Here is a 21,997-nt window from a genome sequence, read left to right as displayed (position 1 = left end):
CGTAGCGACGACCCGTGAGCTACTTCACCAGCGGGCTTTGCTGGCGCCAAAGCTGGATGTTTTTCTCCAGCAGTTCGGGCAACACGCTGGCGCCGCCGAGCTTGTGCATGGCGCGGGCGATGCGGCCGCGCAACTCGCCAGTGTTGCAGGGTGATTTGTGCGACAGCGTCAGATGCAGGTTCTCGTTGGCCACGGCCGGTGAGAGCATCTTGACGTTGTGGATGTCGAGCTTGGCCAGAAAGGCCTGGCCCGGGCTGTCTTCATAGATCAAGTAGCTCGCACGGCCGCGCTGCAGCATCTGGATGGCCTGCTCCAGGCTGGCCACCTGGCTGATCTTGAGCGACTGCTTGGCGTAGCGGTCAAAGGCCTCGCCGAAGCTGTTGTTGATCACGGTCACGCCCTGCTGCCCGACCAGATCACTCCAGCGCGAATAGTTCAGACGCGACTTGTCTCCGACCCAGATCACCGAGCGGGTCTGGTGAAAGGCCGGGGTGAAGTAGTCCATGTATTCGGTGCGAGCCTGGGTCCAGAAAGCTCCGGCGATCAGGTCGATGCGCCCGGCTTTGGCTTCTTCCTGCACGCGACCCCAGGGGCCGACATAGCGCAGTTCGATGGTCACACCGAGTTCCTGGGCCAGCAATTGCATCAGGTCGGCGTTGGCGCCGGTCAGCCGGTTTTCGTCAGCCGGATCGCGCCAAAGATAGGGCGGGTACTGCGGGTTGCCCGATGCCACCAAGGTGGTGCAGCGAGCTTCGGCCGGCGTTGCTGCTGCGGTGTTCGGCAAGGCCAAGCCGGCAAGCAGGGCCAAAAACAAGCGTGCCTGCAAGCGCAGCGCAAGGGGTCGGCTCGGGCGCATGGGGGTGGAGGCAGTGGCGTTCATCGGCCGGTCAGGATAATGCGTTGGATGGAAGCCTATCTGGAAAGCTTGATTCACGGCCTGCTTGCCCTGGCCGCGCTGCCCGCTGTGGGCCTGCCGGCATTGTTCCTGATTGCGCTCGTTTCGGCCACCTTGCTGCCCATGGGCTCGGAGCCGGCCGTGTTTTTGTTGGTCAAGGCCGATGCGTCCATGTTCTGGCCGGCCGTGCTGGTCGCCACCCTGGGCAACACGGCCGGGGGTGCGATCAGCTGGTGGATGGGCCGGGGCGCCGTGCTGGCCTATGAGAGCCGGCTGAAAAGCAAGCCACCGAATCCGCGCGCCTTGGCTTGGTTGCAGCAGTTCGGCGCCAAGGCCTGCCTGCTGAGCTGGCTGCCGGTGGTGGGTGATCCACTGTGCGCGGTGGCCGGTTGGCTGCGTCTGCCTTTCTGGCCCTGTGTGGCGTATATGGCCGTGGGCAAGTTCTGTCGCTATGTGTTGATGACCGTGGCCTTGGTCTGGGTCTTTCCGGGTGCCAGCCCCTGAGTTCGAAAGCGCAGGTCCGAGCGTGGACAATGCGCTCCAGTTCCAACTCTTCGTGAATCGCCTCATGAGCACGCCTGCCTATACCGAACTGTTCCAGCGTCACCAGCGTCTGCATCGCCTGGGCCATTTGCAATCGATCGCGCAATGGGACCAGTCGGCCAATATGCCGCCCAAGGGCAATGAGGCGCGCTCGCTGGCTCTGGCCGAGATGGGCGGATTGCTGCATCAGCTGGCCACCGAGCCGCAGCTGAAAGGCCTGCTGGAGCAAGCCGCTGCCGAGAATTTGGAGGCCGACCAGCGCGCCAATCTGCGCGAGATGGGCCGCGCCTGGCGCGCCTCCAACGCCTTGCCGCAAAGCCTGGTTGAAGCCAAGTCCTTGGCCAACTCACGCTGCGAGCATGCTTGGCGCGCGCAACGCCAGGCCAATGACTGGGCCGGCTATGTCGAGAATCTGCGCGAGGTGGTGCGCCTGACCCGCGAGGAGGCCACGCTGCTGGCCGATGGCACGGGATTGTCGCGTTATGACGCCTTGCTGGACCTGTACGAGCCCGGCATGCGCAGCGCCGAGGTGGACCGTGTGTTTGGCGACCTGCGCAGCTGGCTGCCGGGCCTGATCCGCCAGGTGCGGGAGAAGCAGGCGCAGGAGACCACCCTGAAGCCGGTCGGCCCCTTCACGCAAGCGGCGCAGAAGAACTTGGGTCTGGATGCCATGCGCTTGATGGGCTTCGATTTCGAGGCCGGCCGCCTGGACGAGAGCAGCCACCCTTTCTGCGGCGGCGTGCCCGAGGATGTGCGCATGACCACGCGTTACCGCGAGGACGATTTCCTGCCCAGCCTGATGGGCACCATCCACGAGACCGGCCACGGCCGTTACGAGCAGAACCTGCCGCGCGAGTGGCTGGGCCAGCCGCTGAGCCAGGCTCGCTCCATGGGCTTGCACGAGAGCCAGAGCCTGTCCTTCGAGATGCAATTGGGCAGCCACCCGGCTTTTGCGCGCCTGCTCAGCCCCCTGGTCAGCCGCCATCTGGGCGAACAGCCGGCCTTTGAGCCTGGCAATCTGAATCGCCTGCTGACCCGAGTGAACCCGGGCTTGATCCGCGTGGACGCCGACGAGGTGACTTATCCGGCCCATGTGATCCTGCGCTACGAGATTGAGCGGCCGCTGGTCGAGGGCGAGATCGAGGTCGAGGACATCCCGGCCCTGTGGGATGCCAGGATGATGGAGCTGCTGGGTCTGGACACCCGCGGCAACTACAAGGACGGCTGCATGCAGGACGTGCACTGGGGTTGCGGCCTGATCGGCTACTTCCCTTGCTACACCTTGGGCGCCATGTATGCCGCCCAGTGGTTCGCCACCATGCGCCGCGCCATGCCGGACCTGGACGCCCGCATCGCTGCCGGTGACCTGACCCCGGTGTTCGACTGGCTGCGCGAGAACATCTGGCTGCAAGGCAGCCGCTTCGAGACGCCCGAGCTGGTGCGCCGCGCCAGCGGTGAGACCCTGAACCCGGCGCATTTCAAGGCGCATCTGCAAGCCCGCTACCTGGGCTGATCGACCTCAGCCTTCGCTGGGTCCGCTGGGCTTCGATCGAAGCCGCAAAAAAAGAGGGCGCCCCGTGGCCGGGGCGCCCTGAACAGTGCGTCTTCTGTCTTCGCTTGCGTTCTTGTCCATTCGCTGGGCTGCGACGGCGATTTGTGGACCTCGCCGCCCGCCCTGTTCCAACGTCGTCCTGGTTCTTCTACTTTCGCTCTCTCTCTCTTTGCATGACCACGCGCGAGGCGTGGCTGCCACTCAGGCCTGCCGCTGGCGACGGCGGGCCATGAATCCGATGGCGGCGAGGCCGCCCAGCATCAGTGCGTAGCTTTGCGGCTCTGGCACAGCGCTGGTGATGCTGACTTGGTCGAGCGAGCTGCCCAGCTGATCGCTGAGGCCGCTGGCACGGAAGTAGAGGGTGGTGGCGCCGCTGGCGGTGAAGTCAAACTGCACCTGCTTCCAATCGTGGCTGCTGCCGCCATTGCCGCCGCTGACCGTGGTCCATTGGGTGCCGTCCAGGCTCCAGTCCAGGCCGTTGCTGGCCTGGCCATTGCTCACCCGGTCGGCATAGAAAAAGCTCAGGGTGTAGCGCTGATTCGCCTGGGTGGCGACAGTCTGGAACATGCTGCTGTTGGCCGTGGTGTCCAGCTCCACGAAATTGACGCCATCACGGGCCAGGCCGACCACGTTGTTGCGCACCTCGATGCCGGCGCTTCCGCCAGTCCAGCCGCTGATGTTGCTGAAGATCTCCCAGCGATTGCTGGAGTTGATCAGCACCGATTCGAAGCTGCCGTTGAGCACCAGATTGCCGCCGTCGGCCAGGCTCAACAGGGGCGTGGCGAGCAGCAGGGCGGAGATGAGCTTCTTGTGCATGAGGGAGACTTCCTGGGTGCTGGGCCGCCGGTGCGGAGGCCTTGGAAGTCATTCTTGCGGAGTGGCACCTGCGGGAATACCCCTGCATGCAGGGGCTGCGCGGCCCGGGCGTGAAACCGGTCACGCCAAATGCTCAGGCGTGCCGGGCTTCCAGCAGGCTCAGGGCGGCGCGCAGCCGGCGCAAGGCGGTTTCGGTGCGGGTGGCGGCGGGTTCGCTCAACAGGCGCCGGCCCGGTTCCTGCAACACGTCCAGCTTGAGGCTGAGACCATGGCGCTGCAAGGCCACCTGCAGCTTGGGCGCACGGCGGCGCAGGCGCGCACGCGTGGTCTGGAAGGCATGTTCGGCCAGATGGCGGCGCTGCGAGTAGCTGAAGGTGTTCGCCAGGAACATCTCGGCATCGCGGTGGTCGGGTTCGAACAAGAGGATGTCGGTGGCCGGATGGGTGTGCTCGTAGCGCTTCATGCCCAGCTCCAGCCGGGAGTGGATCAGGGAGCGGAAGGTCTGGCTCATCACCAGGGGCAGGCCACCGTCGACCAGATGCGGAATCTGCCCGCCAGCCTCGGCGCTGGATGGCGGCACGCCATCGCGGTCAGACTCGTAAGGCACGAGTGGGTTCAGGCAGATCAGCAGGTCCACGCCTTCTTGCAGCAGCAAGGAGGCATGCAGGGTCTTCTTGAGGGCGCCGTCCACATAGTGACGGCCGGCAATCTTGACCGGGGGGAACAAGCCCGGCAGGGCTGCGCTGGCCTGCACGGCGCGCGAGATCGGCACATCGTCCCAGCCTGGCAGGCCGAAGGGCACGGCCTCGCCGCTGTCCAGGTCGGTGGCCACCAGCACCAGGCGTTTGCCGAGTTCGCGGAAATCATTGCTGCGCCCGGGCAGGGCGAACTGGCGGCGCACCTGGGCTTCGAGCGCGTCGCCCGAAAGCAGGCCGGTCGGCAGGGCGCGGCCCAGGCGTTCGAAGGCGCCGAGCAAGGAGCGGCCTTCCATCCAGTGGTCCCAAACGGCTGATTTCAGCAGACCGGGCAGCAGACGCAGGCGTTCGCCGAACTCGCCCCAGGCCGGGTGCATAAGCTCGGCGGGGTCGAAACTGTCGGGCGCGGTGACGCTGTTTTCGATGAAGGCCGCGCTGAGCATGCGCGGACTCATGCCATTGGCGAGGCCGGCGGCAATGAAGCCGCCTGCACTGATGCCGATGTAGGAGTCGCAGTCGCAGAAGTCCAGGCCCTCGATCGACTCTTCCAACGCGCAAAGCGCGCCGATTTCATAGATCGCGCCCAAGGGCCCGCCGCCTGCCAGAGCGAGGCCGATGCGGGGACGGCCGGAGCGGCGCGTCTGCTTGGCAGCCTGGGCGGGCGAGGTCGGGCGGCGATTGGGCATGCGGGGCTGGGGTCAGCGAAGCGGGTTGAAGATCAGGCTTGAGTACCGGTCTCGGCGCTGCCAGCGGCCGGGGCGGCGGGCGCTGCTGCGCTCACCGGAGCGGCGGCCTTCTTGGCGCGGGTCTTCGCTGCGGCAGCCTTGGGTGCAGCGGCGGCGGGCTTGGCCGCGGCCTTGGCTGCCGGCTTGGCGGCTGCCTTCGGTGCTGCCTTGGCAAAGGGCTGAGCCGGAGCCTTGACGGCCGCCTTCTTGGCGGCAGCCTTCACCGGGGCCTTTGCTGCGACCTTCGTCGGGGCTTTGGTGGCCACAGGCTTGGCGGCCGGCTTGGCAGCTGCTTTGGCCTTGGGTGCGGCCTTGGCGGATTTGTCAGCCTTCTTGGCCGGAACCTTCAGGCCCAGGGCGTCGCTGAGGGCGTCGATGCGCTCGATCAGCTCGTCGATGTCCTTGGCAGCCGGCACACCCAGGCGCTTGAGCGCACGGGCGACACGTTCTTCGAAGATGGATTCCAGCTTGTCCCAGTGCTGGCCGGCTTTGCTGCCGACGTCGCCGGCCATGCCGCTGACCTTGCTGGCCATGGCACCGAGCTTTTCTTCGGCGGCGGATTGTGTCTTCTTCTGCAAGTTCAGACCCTCCTTGACCAGGGCTTCAAACACCTTGCCGCCTTCGCCCTGAGCCTTGGAGAAAGCGCCCAGGCCGGCGGCCCAGATTTGTTGTGCGGAGTCGCGCACGCTCTGTGCCAGCTGGCTGTCCAGCAGGCCGGCGGGCAGGGCGCCGCCAAAGGCTCCATTGGAAGCGGAGTTCTTCTTGGCTGCCATTTTCTGAAGCTTCTTGACCATGTTGTCAGTCCTTGGGGGCGTTGGTTGGATTTTCGCCAGCCTTTGCCAGCGACAACTTCACTATAGATCGCGCCGCTGGCATTTGGCACCGGGGAAAGCTAGGCAGTACGCTCTACCTAAGAGCTGGATCAGCGCTTGTGCGGGAAAGCGCGCAGCGGCGGCGGCTTTCACTTGGTCAAGAATCCGCTTACAAGAGTTTTGCGATTCCATCAGCAGGAGACATGCACATGCAGTATTTCGTCACCGGGGCCACGGGCTTCATTGGCAAGCGCTTGGTCAAGAAGTTGCTGGCCCGCCGCGGTAGCACGGTTCACTTCCTGCTGCGCGAGGAGAGCCGGGACAAATTGCCCGAGCTGCTGGCCTTCTGGGGCCTGGCCAAGAACAGCCCCCGGGCGCTGCCCGTTTTTGGTGACCTAACGGGCAAGAAGCTCGGTGTGGCGATCGATGACATCAAGCGACTCAAGGGTCAGATCGATCATGTCTTCCATCTGGCCGCGGTCTACGACCTCAAGGCCGACGAGGCCTCGCAAGTCGCGGTGAATGTCGACGGCACGCGCAGCCTGGTCGAGTTTGCCCAGGCCATCGAGGCCGGCCATGTTCACCATGTCTCGTCCATCGCCGCGGCCGGCCTCTACGAGGGCGTGTTCCGCGAGGACATGTTCGACGAGGCCGAAGGCCTCGATCACCCCTACTTCATGACCAAGCACGAGAGCGAGAAGATCGTGCGCAAGGAGTGCAAGCGGCCTTGGACGGTCTACCGCCCGGCCATGGTGGTGGGCGACTCCAGCACCGGCGAGATGGACAAGGTCGACGGGCCGTACTACTTCTTCAAGCCCATTCAACGCCTGCGCCAGATCCTGCCGCCCTGGATGCCCTCGATCGGCCTGGAAGGCGGGCGCGTCAACATCGTGCCCGTCGATTTCGTCGTCAACGCGCTCGACCACATCGCCCACCGCGAACGCAAGAGCGGCGCCTGCTTCCACTTGGTGGACCCGGTGGGTTACCGCGTCGGCGATGTGCTGGACATCTTCTCCAAGGCCGCGCATGCGCCCAAGATGAATCTGTTCATCAATGCGGCCCTGCTCGGCTTCATTCCCAAGAGCGTCAAGAAGGGCTTGATGGCCCTGGCGCCGGTGCGGCGCATTCGCAATGCGGTGATGAAGGATCTCGGCCTGCCCGACGATATGTTCACCTTCATCAACTACCCGACTCGTTTCGACTGCCGCGAGACCGAGGCCGCGCTCAAGGGCTCGGGCATTGCTTGCCCCAATCTGCATGACTACGCCTGGCGGCTCTGGGACTATTGGGAGCGCCACCTCGATCCCGATCTGTCGATTGACCGCAGCCTGCGCGGCGCCACGGCCGGCAAGGTGGTGCTGGTGACGGGTGGCTCCTCGGGCATCGGCTTGGCGGCGGCCAAGAAGTTTGCCGAAGCCGGCGCCATCACCCTGATCTGCGCCCGCGACGAGATCAAGCTGGCCGAGGCGGTGAAGGAGATCCGTGAGTCCGCTGGCGCGCAAGCCCAGGTGCACGCCTTCTCGGCCGACATCGCCAACGAGGAGAGCTGCGCGGCCATGATTGCCGCCATCAGCGAGCAGTTTGGCGGTGTCGATTTCCTGATCAACAACGCCGGCCGCTCGATCCGCCGCGCCATCGAGAGCAGCTACGACCGTTTCCATGACTTCGAGCGCACCATGCAGCTGAACTACTTCGGCTGCCTGCGCGTGACCATGGGTCTTTTGCCTGGCATGGTGGCCAAGAAGAAGGGCCATGTGGTCAATATCTCCAGCATCGGCGTGCTGACCAATGCACCGCGCTTCTCGGCCTATGTGGCCAGCAAGGCCGCGCTCGATGCCTGGACGCGCTGCGCCTCCAGCGAATATGCGGACCTGGGCGTGACCTTCACCACCATCAATATGCCGCTGGTGCGCACACCCATGATCGCGCCGACGCAGATCTACAAGAACGTGCCCACCCTGGCGCCCGAGGAAGCGGCCGATATGGTGGCGCAGGCCTGCATTGCCAAGCCGGTGCGCATTGCCACCCGTCTGGGCATCACCGGCGAGCTGATGCATGCACTGGTGCCGCGTGTCGCGCAGATCGTCATGAACACCAGCTTCCGCATGTTCCCTGACAGCGACGCGGCCAAGGGCGCCAAGCCCGGCTCCAAGCCGCAGCTCTCGGCCGAGGCGATCGCCCTGCAGCAGATGATGAAGGGCATTCACTTCTGAGCGGCCACGCCGCTCCGGCTCAGGCCGCCAGGCCGATGCAGATCTGCGCGTGGCTGGGCCCGAGGTAACGCTCGAAGTCCACGCCATAGGCGCGCTGCGGGGCCTCGGCCTGCTCGAAATAGGCCCAGACCTCGCCCCAGGCCCGGATCAGGGTCTCCGGCAGCGGCCCCTGGGCTTCGAACACCAGGTAGAGCCCGCCCGGCACCTGCACCGAGCTGGCGCTGGTGGCAGCCGTGCCCTGGCCTGAACTTGCCTTGACTCCGGCCAGTACGCTGTACTCGCCATGGTGGCGGTCGGCGTAATCGAAGTAGGCGCCGTGCACATCGCCGTGCAGGCCGGCGGCGGCAAAGGCCTGCCACAAGGGAGCGATGCGGCCGCGCTCCGGGTTCTGACGGTCCATCTCGGCGGCATTGCTGGTGCGGCAGCTCAGGCCCTGGAGGGCAAAGCTGCTGATGGTTTCGAGTTGAGGCATGGGCGCGCGTTCCTTTTCAAGCAAGGCTTGAAGCAAAGCGCGCAGTGTCCTCGCTGTTCGCGACAAGGCAGGCTTCGATGTGCGCGTGTGTGCGTCAGCCGCGCATCGAGTTCTCGGCCGGGATGTCGCCGCCGCGAGTTCGGCTGAGGGCTGCGCACTGCGCCTCAGCGGCGCCCGCTGTCGTCGCGAAAGATCGCCAAGGCCCTCACCAGCTGGTCGGCCTGGTTGCGCAGGCTTTCGGTCGCCGCGGTCGATTGCTCGACCAGCGCGGCGTTCTGCTGCGTGACCTGGTCCAGATGGGTAACGGCTTCGCTGACCTGACTGATGCCGGTGCTTTGCTCCCGGTTGGCACCGCTGATGCTGTTGATCAGCTGGCTGACCCGGCTGACCTGCTGCACGATCTCGCCCATGGTGTGCTCGGCATCGCCGACCTGGCGGGCGCCATGTTCGACCTTCTCGACGCTGTCGCTGATCAAGGTCTTGATTTCCTTGGCAGCCTCGGCGCTGCGTTGGGCTAGGCTGCGCACCTCGGCGGCCACCACGGCAAAGCCGCGACCCTGCTCGCCGGCGCGCGCTGCCTCGACCGCTGCATTGAGGGCCAGGATATTGGTCTGGAAGGCGATGCCGTCGATCACGCTGATGATGTCGCTGATCTTGCGGCTGGAGGTGGTGATGCCTTCCATGGTGCGGTTGACCCGGCCCACCACCTCGCCGCCCTGTGCGGCGACCGCGCTGGCTTCCTGGGCGACCAGGGTGGCTTGCTGGGCGGTGTCTGAATTGTTGCGTACCGTGGCGCTCATCTGCTCCATGGAGGCGGCCGTTTCCTCCAGGCTGGATGCCGCCTGTTCGGTGCGTGCGCTGAGGTCGTTATTGCCCTGGGCGATTTCGCCGCTGGCGCTGCGCACGGTCAGCACCTGCTCGCTGACATCGTCCACGATCCAGCGGAACATCAGGCCCAGCTGGTTGATGGCCCGCATGGTCATGCCGATCTCATCGACCCGGTTCATTTGCACATTGGACTGGGTGTCTCCGGCGGCGACACCGCGCGCCTGGGCGGCCAGCAGCTCAAGCGGTGCCGTCACCTGGGCCGTCAGCCACCAGGCGCTCAGGGCGGTGGAGACGGTCAGCACGGCCGCCAAGGTCAGCAGCGAGCCCGGCGCCAGGTCAAGCGTGGCTGCAGCCGCCAGGCTCAGCAGTGGGGTCATGATCAGGCCAATGCGAACTCGCCAGCGCACCGACAGGGTCTGCAGGCTGCGCGACACGATGTTGAGCAGGCCGCTGCGGATGATCAAGCCCTTGTGGAATGCCTGGCTGCCGGCCCTGCCTTCGCGGAAGGATTGGTAGAGCTTTTCGGCGGCCTGGACTTCGGCCCGGCCGGGTTTGGTGCGCACCGACATATAGCCGACGATCTTGCCCTTTCGTTCCACCGGCGTGGCATTGGCGCGCACCCAGTAGTGATCGCCGTTCTTGCGCCGGTTCTTCACCAGCGCGGTCCAGGACTGGCCTTGCTTCAGGGTCGCCCACATATCGGCAAAAGCTTGCTCGGGCATGTCGGGGTGACGCACCAGGTTGTGCGGCTGGCCGAGGATGTCTTTTTCCTCAAAGCCGCTGACGGCGACGAAGGTGCTGTTGGCATAGCTGACCTTGGACTGGATGTCCGTGGTGGACATCAGGGTTGCGTCGGACGGGAAATCGTATTCCCGCTGCGTGACCGGCAGGTTCTTGCGCATCGTCTGTACTCCACGGTTCGCCGCCCCGGGAGTGGGTGCTGCGTACTTCATCAAACGAATGGCTATTGGGGTGGGCGCGGACCTATTGAACCGCCTTGGTGCGCCCATCGGGTCTTCGGCTCAGGGGCCGCCAACTTGACCGTGAATCCTTGCAAGGGTGCGAATACAACTGGCCGGGCTGGCGGAAGTCAGCGCTGCGCTGCACGTGGTATGGCATAGGTGCCCACCACATGGGCCACCGGGTCCTCGCTGCCCTCGGAGTACAAGCTGACCTCACCGACCGCCAGGGTTCGCCCCAGCTTCATCAAAGTGCAGACCGCGAGGATGTCGCGGTCACCGGCCGGCTTGCGCAAAAAGTTGATGTTGAGGCTGGTGGTCACGGTCAGCGGAACGATGCCGATCTCGCCCAGGATGGCGACATAGAGCGCCACATCGGCCACTGTCATCAGCACCGGCCCCGAGACCGTGCCGCCGGGGCGCAGCTCGGCTTCGCTGACCGGGTGGCGCACGGTCGCGCGCATCGGTGCCAGGGATTCGATGCTGCATTTGCTTTGCGGGAATTCGGCCGCCAGAAAGTCGGAAAGTTCGGCCTGGCTGGGGCGTGCTGGGGCGGACGTGATGCTCATGGTGCGGGGCGGATTGGGACCATGGAAGAAGGGAAGCCGATTCTGACCGGCTCCCACCTCGCGCAGGGCGGGCCATGAAAAAAGGGCTTCCGGAGGAAGCCCTTGTGAGGGAAGAAGTGATGACCAGGCGCTGGCGCGCCCGGATCAGCGCTTCATCACGGTGTGCAGCGGTAGACCTTCACATCATCCACATACCAGCCGGTGACGCCGCCGCAGCCATCGGTGGCCAGCTCAAAGCGCAGCTTGACCTTGTCGTTGGGCTTGGCGAAGCGCGACAGGTTGACGATGGAACGACCCCAGGAGCCGCTCACCGAACCGCCGTCCGTGCCTGAGAAGGCCGGTTGACCTGCCAGCGGGTTGTCATTGCCTTGGGCGACCGTGCTCAGGGTCGTGTTGTAAGGGTTGTAGACAAAGTCCGAGGCGGCGATCAGCTGCCAGGCGCCGCCGTTGATGCTGATCTTCAGGTTGCCGCCGTCCCATTTGGACTCGGTGGCGACCCAGTGATCAAAGGTCAACTTCGGAGCGGTGGCATCGGCCGGGATGCTGATTTCAGGGCTCTCGATGCGTTGCAGACCGGCTTCGTTGCCACCTGCAGCGCAGGTGCCGATGTTCGGGTCCGCAGCAAACAGGGCATAGCCCGAGCGGCCACTGGGCAGCTTGGTGACCACACCCCAGTTGCGCGGGGTGAACTCAGGGTTGTTGCCTTGGTAGCTGACTTGCCAGCGCACGCCGCCAGCCTTGCCGCCATCGAAGCTGTCCGACAGCATCGGGGCCACGGTGCCTGTGGGGCACAGGGCCGGTGGCGACTTGGCCAGCAGGGGCACGAAGTTGCACTGCGCCGGAGCGGTGCGCAGCTCGACGGCCTGGGCCATCTTGGCGACCTGGGCGCAATCCTGGGCGTTGATGAGCTCGCCCGAGGGGGCGCCGGTCTTCAGGTCGTTCAGGTTTTGACCGCTCAGGTCGGCGCAGGACTGAGCCAGGGCATCGGCGTGGTCGGCGAAGCCGCTGGCCGGTCCTTGGTAGACGCTCTGGGCGCGATAGTAGATGTGGGCGGCTTTGGTCAGACCGATCGAGAAGATGGTCTGGCCGTTGTAGCTGCCGCCGTCCACCAACAGGGCGTAGCCGTGGTTGGGCACGCCGGAGTTGCTGTGCACGCCGCCGGCATCGGCGGTGGTGCAGCGGTAGCGGGTGTCCGTCACCTTGGCCGGGTGGCCGTAGCAGGTGGGGTTGTACATATCGCGGATGGCGCCGCTGAATGCGGTGGCATCTTCGCCCATCAGCCAGCGAACCGAGTTGTCGGTGCCGGGTACGCCGCCGACCTTGGTGAAGACCGTGCAGGCGCCGTCGGTGCGGGCTGCGTCGGGGGTGTCGGTACCGCGGCTGTTGATGCGGTCGACGGTTTCACCCCAGATGTCCGAGTAGGCCTCGTTCAGGGCGCCCGGTTGCCATTGGTAGATCAGGCCGTGGGTGTACTCGGTGTAGGCATGGCCCCACTCGTGCGCGGTCACGTCGTCGGTCGTGGTGCCCGGGCAGAAGGAGATGTAGGTGCCGTTCCAGGAGGCGTTCGGGCAGGCATCGCCGCGGTTGAAGATCGAGTCCATGGTCTTGCCCTTGCCGTCGAAGGCGTCGCGACCGAAGGCGTTCTTGAACATGCTGTAGATGTCAGCCGAGGCGGAGATCATGTTGTCGGCTTCGACGGTGCCGGTCGGGAAAGCCTGGCCTTCCACCCAGAACGGGCTGTTCGGGTAATTGGGCACCGGCGGCAGCTTGCCTTGGCCGTCGAAGGCGCGGCGGTTCATGGCTTCATGGATGCCGCTGATCTTGTCGATCACCTTGCCGGTGTGGGCGTCCACGTAGACGAACTCGCGCACATCGTGCTTGTTGCCCACTTCGACCTGCCAGGCCAGGTGGTTGGCGCCTTCGACGCCCTTGGCCAGGCCTTCACGGAAGATCATCAGAGTCGGGGTGCTGGCCGACAGACGGGTCGGGCGGGTCAGTTCGGCGTTGATGGCGGCCATGGCGATCTGGCTGGCCTGATCGGCGGTGCGGCTGGGCGAGGCCTTGACGTTGATGCCGGGGATGAAGTTGCCGTTGACGACCACCAGATTGTTCGAGGCGTCGTAGTGGGCCTTGAGCTCGCCGCCGAACACTGGCACGCCTTGGTAGACCTGCTGGTACTTCAGGTGGGTGGAGCCTTGGCGGTCCTTGCTGATGGCCGGGGCCGACAACTCGCTGGCGGCATCGCGGATGCCGAACAGGGCGGCGTATTCGTTCAGGAACTGCACCGTGGCGGTCTGCTTGGCAGCATCGCCAACGGCGCCGGCGCGGGCGGCCAGCTTGGCACCGGCCGGCACGCGCACGAAGCGGGCGGCGCCGGTGGCGGCGTTGTAGGAAATGTCGGCGCTGCTGCCGGTGGCGGTGGCCAGGCGGTCAACGGCTTCGCGTTGGCCGTTCAGGGCGTTTTGCGCCTGAGCCTGGCTGGCCAGGGCCAAGCCCAGGGACAGGGCCAGCAGGGACAGCTTTTTGTGGTTTCGGGTCATATGCACTCCGGATTGCGGTGCAGGCACCGCATCGTCAACATGGATGGAACGAAAGAATCGACGGCATCAAAGTGGGCGCCAGTCGGGCGCCCGAGCCCATCGGACAGTCAGTCTTGTTTGTTCAGGCGGCGGCGGGCGAAGACGCCCATGCCGGCCAGGCCCAGGCCCATCAAGGCCCAGCTGCTGGGTTCCGGCACCGGGGTGACCGCGCCCACGGTCAGGTTGTCCACGCTGGCGTACAGGGTGGCGCCGGGGGCGCTGATGGTCAGCGAGTTGATGACCTGCGTGGAGGCGAAACCACGGAAGCTGTCGGCGGCGCTGGCCGGGGTGAAGGTGGTCGTCGTGCCGTCGCTCAGGGTCAGCTTCACAGACGCTTGCTGGAAGGCGTCAGACAGATTGACGTTGAAGAAGTTGCCGCCCACGGCGGTGACATTGCCGCTGGTGAAGGTGATGGTCAGGGCTTCATCGGGCAGGCTGGTGCCCAGGACTTCGCCCGAAGCGTACAGGCTGCCGGGGGAGCTGATGCTGTAGCTGAAGCCGCCCGAAATGAAGTTGAGGGCCGCGCCAGCGTCCGGGCTGCTCAGGCCGGTGAAGGCCTCGGTGTAGCTGGTGCCGCTCAGGCTGGCCAGAAAGGCTGCCGAACTGGTGTAAGTGGTGGTGTCGGCGAACGACGGTGTGGCCAGAGCGGCCAGCACGGCGGCCGTGACAGCCAGGCGATGTGCAGTCTGCATTCAGTATCCCTCGATGAAATGGATTGAATGAACCCCTGAAGGTTCTCGTACATCAGACGTTCGCACGTGATGCAAGTCACGGAAAGGGGGGAAGCACTAGGGACGGGCCGCCTGTCCTGGGAACGCGGGATGCGGCATCACCGGATTGCGGGGCGTCGAGATTTGTGCTGGTGTGTGTGCAGCCGCAACGGCTCAATGGAAATCTCGGCTGCCCACGTCCTTGCCCAGACGGCCCAGCAGCGGCGTTAGGTCTTGCACGCGGCGGGCGATCAGATTGCGCACGCCGTTCTCGAACTGCCACTGGCCCTGTACCGCCAGCAGGCGCGCCACCAGGATGGTGCGGCGGAAGGCGGCGTAGACGTCCGGCCAGACGATCACCTGCACGCTGCCGCTTTCGTCTTCCAGGCTGATGAAGAGCACGCCCTTGGCCGTTTGCGGGCGTTGGCGCACGGTGACCAGGCCGCAGGCCTGGACCGACTGGCCGCTGCGCCAGGCGCGCAGCTCCTGCGCATTGCGGTAGCCCAGGCGCGCCAGCCGGGGCCGCAGCAGGGCCAGCGGATGGCTGCGCAGGCTCAGGCCCAGGGCAGCGTAGTCCCAGACCACCTCTTCGCCCTCGGCGGCCGCCGGCAGGTCCAGGTCCTCCTCGGCGGCATAGGCCTGGCGCAAAAGCGGCGGCTGGGCGCGCAGGGCCGAGGCCTGCCAGACCTGCTGGCGGCGGTGGCCGGCCAGGCTTTGCAAGGCATCGGCCGCGGCCAGCTGCTGCAGCTCCTGCTGGTCCAGGGCTGCGCGCAGGGCCAGGTCTTGCGTGTCCACAAACCGCCCCTCAGCGGCTCGCGCGGCCTCGATGCGCAGGGCCGCCGCCCGGCTCAGACCGTGGACCAGATGCAGGCCCAGGCGCACGGCCGGCTGCACGCCGTCGTCCAGGCGCTCGGCGGGCTCGGGCGCCTCGGGATGCTCCAGGCTGCTCAGCCAGCCACCGTGGTTGACATCGCTGGGCCGCACCTCGATGCGGTGGCGGCGGGCGTCCTGCACCAGCTGGCTGGGGGTGTAGAAACCCAGCGGCTGCGAGTTCAGCAGGGCGCAGAGAAAGGCCGCCGGTTCATGGCGCTTGATCCAGCAGGACACGTAAGTCAGCAGCGCGAAGCTGGCCGCATGCGACTCGGGGAAGCCGTAGGAGGCAAAGCCCTTGATCTGGCGGAAGATGGCCTCGGCAAAGGCGTCCTCGTAGCCGCGTTCGCGCATGCCCGTGAGGATCTTCTCGTGGAAGCGGGCCAGGTCGCCGGGCCGCTTCCAGGCGGCCATGGCGCGGCGCAGCTGGTCGGCCTCGCCGGGGCTGAAGCCGGCGGCGATCATGGCCACCTGCATCACCTGCTCCTGGAAGATGGGGATGCCGCAGGTGCGCTCGAGCGCGGCGCGCAGATCGTCTTTGGGATATTTGATCTGGTCCGGCGGCAGGGCGCGGTTCTGCAAATAGGGGTGGACCATACCGCCTTCGATGGGCCCGGGCCGCACGATGGCCACCTCGATCACCAGGTCGTAAAAGCAGCGCGGCCGCAGGCGCGGCAGCATGGACATCTGCGCGCGTGACTCGATCTGGAACACCCCCACCGTGTCGGCGCGGCAGATCATGTCGTAGGTGGGCTTGTCGTCGGCCGGCACATCGCTCATGCCGAAGGGATGGGCTGCCGGGTAGCCGCGCAAGCGGCTGATCAGAGCGAAGCTGCGCTGCAAGGCGCTGAGCATGCCCAGGGCCAGCACATCGACCTTCATCAGGCCCAGGGCGTCGATGTCGTCTTTGTCCCACTCGATCACGGTGCGGTCGGCCATGGCCGCGTTCTCGATCGGCACCAGGCGCGAGAGCGGGCCGGCCGTCAGCACAAAGCCGCCCGGGTGCTGGCTCAGATGGCGCGGCATGCCCATCAGCTGGCGCGAGAGCCGCACCAGCTGGCGGATCTGCAGATCCTGCGGGTCAAAGCCCAGCTCCTGCTGCAGCTGGGCCAGGCGATCGTCGGGCAGGGATTCCTCGCTCCAGCCATGGTGGTCGCCCGCCAGCTTCTCGACCAGGGCCTCGTCCAGGCCCAAGGCGCGGCCGACATCGCGGATGGCGCTGCGCGGCCGGTAGCTGATCACCACGGCGGTCAGCGCGGCGCGTTCGCGGCCGTATTTGCGGTAGAGGTACTGGATCACCTCTTCGCGCCGCTCATGTTCGAAATCGACGTCGATGTCCGGCGGCTCGTTGCGCTCGCGGCTGATGAAGCGCTCGAACAGCAGGCTGCTGCGCGCCGGGTCGACCTCGGTGATGAAGAGGCAGTAGCAGACCACGCTGTTGGCCGCCGAGCCGCGGCCTTGGCACAGGATACCCACGCTGCGCGCGAAGGCGACGATGTCGGCCACGGTCAGGAAGTAATGCTCGTAGCCCAGCTCCTGGATCAGGGCCAGCTCATGCTCGATCTGCGCGCGCAGCTTGGGCTTGAGGCCATGGGGCCAGCGGCGCGCCGCGCCGGCCTCGGTCAGGGCGCGCAGATGGCTGCTCGGCGTGGCGCCCTCGGGCACGACTTCGGCCGGGTACTGGTAGCGGATCTCCTTGAGCGAGAACTGGCATTGCGCCGCCACCCGCAAGGTTTCGGCCAGCAGGGCCGGCGGGTAAAGCTGGCCCAGGCGCAGGCGGCTGCGCAGATGGCGTTCGGCATTGGCTTGCAGCTGGTGGCCGCAGGCGGCGATGGGGCGGTTCAGCCGGGTGGCGGTCAGCACGTCCTGCAAGGCCTTGCGCGAGCGCCGGTGCATGTGCACATCGCCGGCCGCCACCAGGGGCAGCGCGGTCTGCTCGGACAGCTGGCCCAGGCGCTGCAGCCAGAGCTCGTCGCCCAGCTCGCGCAGCAGCTCCACACCGATCCAGGCCTGGCCGGTGAAATGGCGCAGCAGCCAGCGCGCCGGGATCAGCAGCTCTTCGTCGCTGGCCTCGCGCAGCGGTAGCAGCAGGGCCAGGCAGTCGGCCAGCTCGCCGCGTTGCGCCGCCTCTTGCAGCCGTGCCCAGCTCAGGCGGTAGCTGCCCTTGGCAGCGCTGCGGCGCAGGCCGGTGATGAACTGGCAGAGATTGCCGTAGCCCTCGAGATGGCGCGCCAGCAGCACCAGCTTGAACATCAGCGGGTCGGGCGTGGAGTCTGGTGACCCGGCCGGCCCGGGCGGCGCCTGCGCCAGTCGGCGCACGCTGAACTCTGCGCCGATCAGCAGCTTCAGCTCGGGCTCCCCGGTCACCGGGTCGCGCGGCAAGGCCTGGGCCGCCACATGGGCGCGCACCACGCCGGCCAGCGAGCATTCGTCGGTCAGGGCCAGGGCGGCATAACCCTGCTCATGCGCGCGTTCCACCAGCTCGCCCGGCGTGGAGGCGCCACGCAGAAAGGAGTAGTTGCTGAGTGCATGCAGCTCGGCATAGGCGGGCAGCAGGCTTGTTTTTTTCATGCGAACAGCCCGTGTAGAAACCAGCCTTCTTCTTCGCTGCTCAGGCGCTGTTGGAAGATCCACAGCAGGCCGGCCTGCGGGCTGCTGGCCAGGAAGTAATCGCGCTGCTGGTGCTGCGAGCTCTGGCCGTCGGCCGCCGGCTGCCACCAGCCGCCCTCGATGCGCTGCGGCCCGGCCAGCAGCTGCAGCGGCGCGCCGCCGTAGACCGGCTGGTCCTGGCGCAGGCTCAGGCGCAGCGGCGGCGCCAGCAGCCAGGTCGGCTGTGGGCAGAGCGGCAGGGTGTCTGGCGCAGCGGCTGTGGCCGCCGTGTTGGGTGGGCTTTCGTTCCAGGCCACCCAGCGCTGCATCTGTTCCAGCCGGTGGTCTTGTTGCAGCTGGCCGCAGCGCACCGCCTGCGCGCCCAGGCGGATGCTCAGACGCATCAGCAGCTGCTCCAGCGGCTCCTTGGCCTGCTCGGGCCCGGCCGGCAGCAGGCTAGCGCTGCGCTCCTCCAGAGCGCGCACCTCGCCGGCCTGCAGGCTCAGCTCGGCCACCGGCGCGGCCAGCTCCAGGCGCAGCAAGTGCTCGTGCAACAGGCGCGATAGCTGGCCGAAATCGCGCGTCAGCGCGGCGCTGTGCACGAGCAGCCGCCCGCCCGGGCCGATGTCGCGCGCCCGCATGGCGTCATGGGCCCAGGCCAGTTCGAAGGCCTCGATGCCGGCGTGGCGCGCCGCCAACCAGGCGCAGAGCTCGCGCAGCAGTTCCTGGGCGTGGTGCAGCAAGGCCAAGGCATTGTCCAGGCGCTGCGGCAGCTCCAGCCGCGCCCGGAACTGCTCGGGCGCGCTGATCCAGGCATGGGCTTGCGGCGTTTGGCCATAGGCCTGGTCCAGCGCGCGCAGAAGGCCTGGCCCGAAACGCCGGCTCAGGGCCGCCCGCGGCAGGCGGCGCACATCGCCCAGCGTGCGGCAGCCCAGGCGCGCCAGCATGGGCGCTTGTGCCTGCGCGGCGCTCAGGGTGAACAGCGGCAGCGGGTCCATCAGGCTGGCCAGCGGGGCGGACAGGCCATCGGCCCGCACGCAGGCCCCACCCGGTGCCCCCGCCGCCCCCGGCTGCGCCAGCGCCCCGCGCGCCAGCGCCAGGGCCGCCAGCGCTGTCGGCGCCCAGGCCAGGGCGGCCAGGCTCAGTCCGGCTTCACCGATGCGCTCCGCCACCCGCTGGTGCAGGGCCTCGGGCCCGCCGAACAGGCGCAGGCTGGCGGCCACCTCCAGCACCACGGCCTCCTCCAGCGCGGCGACCCTCGGCGAGAACTGCAGCGCCCACCAGGCCAGGGCTGGGGTGGTGGGCGCTTGTTCGGGCCGGGGGCTGCTGCGGTCCGCGGCCTCATCCGGCGGCGCGGGCGGGCTGAGCAGGGCGAGCCAGTGCATGGCGCGAGGGGGCTGCCGGGTGCGGCGGCTGCAAGACAGGGTGTTGGTGCGGTGCCGGCGTTGGGCGCCCCAGGCCGCGCGCCAGCATGGTGGCCGTCAGCACCCGCTCCAGGCCCGAGGGCAGGGCGGGCAGTTGCAGCAGGCCCTCGAAGGCCGGGCCGCGACGTTTCAGGATGCGCAGCTGCAGATCGGCCAGCTCTTGTTGCGGGCTGCGCGCGCCCAGGGCCAGGTCCAGATGCAGGCGCAGCGGAGCGGCCGAGGACTGCGTCGCTACCGCCTCGGGCCGGAACAGGAACAGCGGCGCGTCCAGGCCCAGGGCCTGGGTCTGCAGCCGCCGCAGCTGTTCGGGCCGCAGCTGGGGCAGCCAGAGCAGCAGGGCGGCGGCGGCATTGGATTTGATCGCCTGCTCGGCCGCCCAGAGCTGCTGCTGCGGGGTCTCCGGTGCCAGCCAGATCAGCTGCTGCGGCGCCAGGCCGGCGGCCTGCAAACCCGGCAGATGCGGAATCAGCGGTGGGTTGATCAGCAGCAGCGGCCGTTGTTGTTGCGCGCGCGGGGCGCTGGGTTTGCGCGCACGCCCTCGGCCGCGCGAAGTTGCGGCCAGGGTCAGCGGCTCGGCCAGCAGCCCGCGCAGCGCCGGCAGCAGCAAGCGCCACTCCAGATGCAAACCCGGCGGGCAGAGGATTTCACTGAGGCTGTGCGTGGGCCAGCCCCCGCCGGGTAGTTCGGCGTCCAGGGCGGCAAAACCGCTGCTCAGGCAGGGGCTGCTGCTGGCGCCCAGGCTGCTGGCCCGCCAGACCTGCTGTTCCAGCAGGCGCGCCTCGCGCTCGCCCAGGGCCGGCGCCGCGGACAGCGGAGCCGGCCAGGACGCGGGGCTGGCATTGACGAGCGGGGCGAACATGAGGGGGTGAACAGATGAGTGGCTGCGAGAGCGAGGGATGGATCATGACTGTTTTTTTATACAGTGTATAGCTCGATGTGGCGGCCGCCAAGCGAAGTGGCCTGTGGCGCGCCTACGCCGATTTGTGCGGATAGCGCGCCCCTGTGATCGGGGGGTGTTCGCTGGGCGGTCTTTGCCGCTAAGGTGTGGCCTAGGGTTTTCACTGGTTTTGACCGTTGAAGGGCAGGCATTCATGGCATTGAACGAGGCTTGGGGTCCCATGGCGAGCGGGCGGCTGTTTTTACGCGCGCCCACGGTGGCAGACCTGGATCGTTTGCAGCAGATTCAGGCCGATGCGCTGACCCAAAGGGTCAAGCCCGGCCCGGCTTCACGCCAGAGCAGCCTGGAGCAGCTCCAGACTTGGCAGCTGCATTGGCAGCGCTGGGGTTTTGGTTGCTGGGCCCTGTCGGCCGGTGCGCAGGAGGGCGGCGAGCTGCTGGGTTTCGGCGGCTTGATGTGGCAGTCGGTCGACGGCCGGCAGAGTTTGTGCCTGAGCCTGCTCTTCCATCCTCAGGCCTGGGGCCTGGGCTATGCCACGGAGATGGGTCAGCTGGCGCTGGAGCTGGCGTTTCAGCACCTGCATGCGCCGGCCGTTCTGGCCTTGGTGCGCCCGACCGACCTGCCGACGCGCCGCACCCTGGAGCGGCTGGGCATGCGCCTGAAGGGCGCCTTGGCCGATCTGCCCGGGCAGGCGCCCAGCCTGCTGTTCGAGATGACACCGGCGCATCTGGCCCATTGCCGCCAACGACAGCAGCAAGATGCGCAGGGTGTGTCAGCCTCGGCCTTTGGTGTCTTGAATGCCTGACATGGTTTGACGGCGCGTGCTGCGCTGCCTTGATCCCAGACCTCACTTCTGACCTGCGGCCTCAACTCCTCGCCGCGCCTCAGGGCATTGACGGCGGCCGTCTCAGTCCCCACTTTTCTGCACCCCTCGTGATGCGTCCGGGCTAGCCGCCCGAGACCGTCCTGTGATGGCGCTGAATATTCGAATTAGGGGGGCGGGAGCCGCCCTCAAAAATCTGTCACAAGCCGCTGCTAAGGTGAGCTTGTGTGCGGATAGCGGCTGCGGAGTGTGGCTGTTTTCAACTTGCTGATGGCCCTCGCTGCAAGCGGATCGGGGCCGCAAGCGTGCATCGTTCGCTGCTGTCGGTGCATGGGGCGTCCGCGTGATTGCTCAGGAGAAATACATGAAGAAGCTGGTTCGCGTCTGGGCTGCAGGTTGGTCGCTGTTTCTCTTGTCCTTGCTTGCGCAGTCGGCCCAGGCGGCGCCTGTGGTCTATGGTTTTGACGATCTTCAGGACCAGGACCGCCTCTCGAATCAGTGGTCGGGTTTGAGTTTTTTCAATGCCCTGGCGCTCAAGGTGGGGCGATCGCTGAATGTGGATGAGTTTCCGCCGCGCTCGGGTGACACCGCGGTGCTGGATGACGGCGGTGCACTTGAAATCCTGTTTGCGCAACCGGTGTTCAGTGTCGGCGCCTATTTCACCTATTTCGAAAAGCTCAGCTTTTTTGCCTACGACGCTGGCGGTGGCCTGTTGGGTTCGGTGCACAGCCTGTTCTCTTCGAATCTGCTGCTCAGCGGCGATGTCGGAAGCTTGAACAATGAATTTGTGAGCTTCTCCGATTCGGCCGGTCGGATTGCGCGTGTGGTCATCCAGGGGGGCAGCTTGGGCAGTTCCATGGTCATGGACGACCTGACCGTCGAATTCAGTCGTTCAGTCCCCGAGCCGCAGAGCTGGGCGTTGGTGGCCCTGGCCTTGCTGGCGGCTGCTGTGGCGCGGCGGCGCCATTTTTCTGGTCTGTTTAGGTAACTGATTAATTGCTGGTTTTGCACCGAATGCGGCTTGA

Annotated in this window: 17 protein-coding genes; 5 read left to right on the top strand and 12 right to left on the bottom strand. The window is 66.7% G+C overall.

Annotated elements, in window-relative coordinates; all coding sequences use genetic code 11:
• Positions 1-19: 19 nt before the first annotated feature.
• The gene (locus LNV28_RS09220; RefSeq protein ID WP_263518741.1) at positions 20-880 is read right to left on the bottom strand and encodes a substrate-binding periplasmic protein; all 861 of its coding nucleotides are present in this window, start codon (positions 878-880) and stop codon (positions 20-22) included.
• Positions 881-904: 24 nt separating this feature from the next.
• Here LNV28_RS09220 and LNV28_RS09215 point away from each other — a divergent pair, with 24 nt between their 5' ends.
• Both LNV28_RS09215 and LNV28_RS09210 read left to right on the top strand, forming a co-directional pair.
• Positions 905-1,399, top strand: a complete 495-nt coding sequence (locus LNV28_RS09215) for a YqaA family protein (RefSeq protein ID WP_263518739.1) — start codon at positions 905-907, stop codon at positions 1,397-1,399.
• Positions 1,400-1,463: 64 nt separating this feature from the next.
• Entirely contained in the window at positions 1,464-2,951 is a 1,488-nt protein-coding gene (locus tag LNV28_RS09210; protein ID WP_263518738.1) for a carboxypeptidase M32, read from the top strand.
• A gap of 240 nt (positions 2,952-3,191) precedes the next feature.
• On the opposite strand, the gene LNV28_RS09205 is transcribed toward LNV28_RS09210, so the two are convergent.
• From LNV28_RS09205 to LNV28_RS09195, 3 genes are all read right to left on the bottom strand, one after another.
• Complete coding sequence (locus tag LNV28_RS09205) at positions 3,192-3,806, bottom strand: PEP-CTERM sorting domain-containing protein (protein ID WP_263518737.1); 615 nt, start codon at positions 3,804-3,806, stop codon at positions 3,192-3,194.
• A gap of 133 nt (positions 3,807-3,939) precedes the next feature.
• Positions 3,940-5,187 carry a patatin-like phospholipase family protein gene (locus LNV28_RS09200; RefSeq protein ID WP_263518735.1) on the bottom strand — a complete coding sequence of 416 codons (1,248 nt, stop codon included), beginning with the start codon at positions 5,185-5,187 and terminating at the stop codon, positions 3,940-3,942.
• A 32-nt stretch (positions 5,188-5,219) separates the two neighbouring features.
• On the bottom strand, positions 5,220-6,020 hold the full coding sequence (locus LNV28_RS09195) for a phasin family protein (protein ID WP_263518733.1): 801 nt from the start codon (positions 6,018-6,020) through the stop codon (positions 5,220-5,222).
• 227 nt (positions 6,021-6,247) lie between these two features.
• Between LNV28_RS09195 and LNV28_RS09190 the strand changes: the two genes are divergently transcribed.
• Positions 6,248-8,251 (top strand): SDR family oxidoreductase, encoded by a 2,004-nt coding sequence (locus LNV28_RS09190; protein ID WP_263518731.1) that lies wholly within the window; start codon positions 6,248-6,250, stop codon positions 8,249-8,251.
• Positions 8,252-8,270: 19 nt separating this feature from the next.
• Here LNV28_RS09190 and LNV28_RS09185 read toward each other — a convergent pair whose 3' ends face one another.
• The 8 genes from LNV28_RS09185 to LNV28_RS09150 all read right to left on the bottom strand — a co-directional run bounded on the left by LNV28_RS09185 (position 8,271) and on the right by LNV28_RS09150 (position 20,110).
• A complete protein-coding gene (locus LNV28_RS09185) occupies positions 8,271-8,723 on the bottom strand; it encodes a GyrI-like domain-containing protein (protein ID WP_263518730.1) in 453 nt (150 codons plus the stop codon).
• Positions 8,724-8,887: 164 nt separating this feature from the next.
• Positions 8,888-10,453, bottom strand: a complete 1,566-nt coding sequence (locus LNV28_RS09180; RefSeq protein WP_263518728.1) for a methyl-accepting chemotaxis protein — start codon at positions 10,451-10,453, stop codon at positions 8,888-8,890.
• A 188-nt stretch (positions 10,454-10,641) separates the two neighbouring features.
• A complete protein-coding gene (locus tag LNV28_RS09175; RefSeq protein WP_263518726.1) occupies positions 10,642-11,079 on the bottom strand; it encodes a PaaI family thioesterase in 438 nt (145 codons plus the stop codon).
• A 155-nt stretch (positions 11,080-11,234) separates the two neighbouring features.
• Entirely contained in the window at positions 11,235-13,619 is a 2,385-nt protein-coding gene (locus LNV28_RS09170) for a M4 family metallopeptidase (protein ID WP_263518725.1), read from the bottom strand.
• Between the two features lie 107 nt (positions 13,620-13,726).
• On the bottom strand, positions 13,727-14,350 hold the full coding sequence (locus LNV28_RS09165; protein ID WP_263518723.1) for a PEP-CTERM sorting domain-containing protein: 624 nt from the start codon (positions 14,348-14,350) through the stop codon (positions 13,727-13,729).
• Positions 14,351-14,542: 192 nt separating this feature from the next.
• Entirely contained in the window at positions 14,543-17,809 is a 3,267-nt protein-coding gene (locus tag LNV28_RS09160; RefSeq protein WP_263518721.1) for an error-prone DNA polymerase, read from the bottom strand.
• The gene (locus tag LNV28_RS09155) at positions 17,806-19,212 is read right to left on the bottom strand and encodes a DNA polymerase Y subunit UmuC family protein (RefSeq protein WP_263518720.1); all 1,407 of its coding nucleotides are present in this window, start codon (positions 19,210-19,212) and stop codon (positions 17,806-17,808) included. The genes LNV28_RS09160 and LNV28_RS09155 overlap by 4 nt, the downstream gene beginning before the upstream one ends.
• Positions 19,169-20,110 carry an ImuA family protein gene (locus LNV28_RS09150; protein ID WP_263518718.1) on the bottom strand — a complete coding sequence of 314 codons (942 nt, stop codon included), beginning with the start codon at positions 20,108-20,110 and terminating at the stop codon, positions 19,169-19,171. Before LNV28_RS09150 ends, LNV28_RS09155 begins: the two co-directional genes overlap by 44 nt.
• A gap of 232 nt (positions 20,111-20,342) precedes the next feature.
• Between LNV28_RS09150 and LNV28_RS09145 the strand changes: the two genes are divergently transcribed.
• Both LNV28_RS09145 and LNV28_RS09140 read left to right on the top strand, forming a co-directional pair.
• Positions 20,343-20,954 carry a GNAT family N-acetyltransferase gene (locus LNV28_RS09145; RefSeq protein ID WP_263518716.1) on the top strand — a complete coding sequence of 204 codons (612 nt, stop codon included), beginning with the start codon at positions 20,343-20,345 and terminating at the stop codon, positions 20,952-20,954.
• A gap of 382 nt (positions 20,955-21,336) precedes the next feature.
• Positions 21,337-21,960 (top strand): PEP-CTERM sorting domain-containing protein, encoded by a 624-nt coding sequence (locus tag LNV28_RS09140; RefSeq protein WP_263518714.1) that lies wholly within the window; start codon positions 21,337-21,339, stop codon positions 21,958-21,960.
• Positions 21,961-21,997: the final 37 nt, after the last annotated feature.

Origin of the sequence: Paucibacter sp. DJ2R-2, from assembly GCF_025717675.1 — a bacterium.
Classification (GTDB): domain Bacteria; phylum Pseudomonadota; class Gammaproteobacteria; order Burkholderiales; family Burkholderiaceae_C; genus Paucibacter_A.
Note: the sequence above shows the minus strand (reverse complement) of the source record. Positions and strands in the feature narration are given on the sequence as shown.

Excerpts from the sequence above, each read along its gene's own strand:
- LNV28_RS09220 (WP_263518741.1), bottom strand. The coding sequence starts at position 880 with ATGAACGCCACTGCCTCCACCCCCATGCGCCCGAGCCGACCCCTTGCG.
- LNV28_RS09215 (WP_263518739.1), top strand. The coding sequence starts at position 905 with ATGGAAGCCTATCTGGAAAGCTTGATTCACGGCCTGCTTGCCCTGGCC.
- LNV28_RS09210 (WP_263518738.1), top strand. The coding sequence starts at position 1,464 with ATGAGCACGCCTGCCTATACCGAACTGTTCCAGCGTCACCAGCGTCTG.
- LNV28_RS09205 (WP_263518737.1), bottom strand. The coding sequence starts at position 3,806 with ATGCACAAGAAGCTCATCTCCGCCCTGCTGCTCGCCACGCCCCTGTTG.
- LNV28_RS09200 (WP_263518735.1), bottom strand. The coding sequence starts at position 5,187 with ATGCCCAATCGCCGCCCGACCTCGCCCGCCCAGGCTGCCAAGCAGACG.
- LNV28_RS09195 (WP_263518733.1), bottom strand. The coding sequence starts at position 6,020 with ATGGTCAAGAAGCTTCAGAAAATGGCAGCCAAGAAGAACTCCGCTTCC.
- LNV28_RS09190 (WP_263518731.1), top strand. The coding sequence starts at position 6,248 with ATGCAGTATTTCGTCACCGGGGCCACGGGCTTCATTGGCAAGCGCTTG.
- LNV28_RS09185 (WP_263518730.1), bottom strand. The coding sequence starts at position 8,723 with ATGCCTCAACTCGAAACCATCAGCAGCTTTGCCCTCCAGGGCCTGAGC.
- LNV28_RS09180 (WP_263518728.1), bottom strand. The coding sequence starts at position 10,453 with ATGCGCAAGAACCTGCCGGTCACGCAGCGGGAATACGATTTCCCGTCC.
- LNV28_RS09175 (WP_263518726.1), bottom strand. The coding sequence starts at position 11,079 with ATGAGCATCACGTCCGCCCCAGCACGCCCCAGCCAGGCCGAACTTTCC.
- LNV28_RS09170 (WP_263518725.1), bottom strand. The coding sequence starts at position 13,619 with ATGACCCGAAACCACAAAAAGCTGTCCCTGCTGGCCCTGTCCCTGGGC.
- LNV28_RS09165 (WP_263518723.1), bottom strand. The coding sequence starts at position 14,350 with ATGCAGACTGCACATCGCCTGGCTGTCACGGCCGCCGTGCTGGCCGCT.
- LNV28_RS09160 (WP_263518721.1), bottom strand. The coding sequence starts at position 17,809 with ATGAAAAAAACAAGCCTGCTGCCCGCCTATGCCGAGCTGCATGCACTC.
- LNV28_RS09155 (WP_263518720.1), bottom strand. The coding sequence starts at position 19,212 with ATGCACTGGCTCGCCCTGCTCAGCCCGCCCGCGCCGCCGGATGAGGCC.
- LNV28_RS09150 (WP_263518718.1), bottom strand. The coding sequence starts at position 20,110 with ATGTTCGCCCCGCTCGTCAATGCCAGCCCCGCGTCCTGGCCGGCTCCG.
- LNV28_RS09145 (WP_263518716.1), top strand. The coding sequence starts at position 20,343 with ATGGCATTGAACGAGGCTTGGGGTCCCATGGCGAGCGGGCGGCTGTTT.
- LNV28_RS09140 (WP_263518714.1), top strand. The coding sequence starts at position 21,337 with ATGAAGAAGCTGGTTCGCGTCTGGGCTGCAGGTTGGTCGCTGTTTCTC.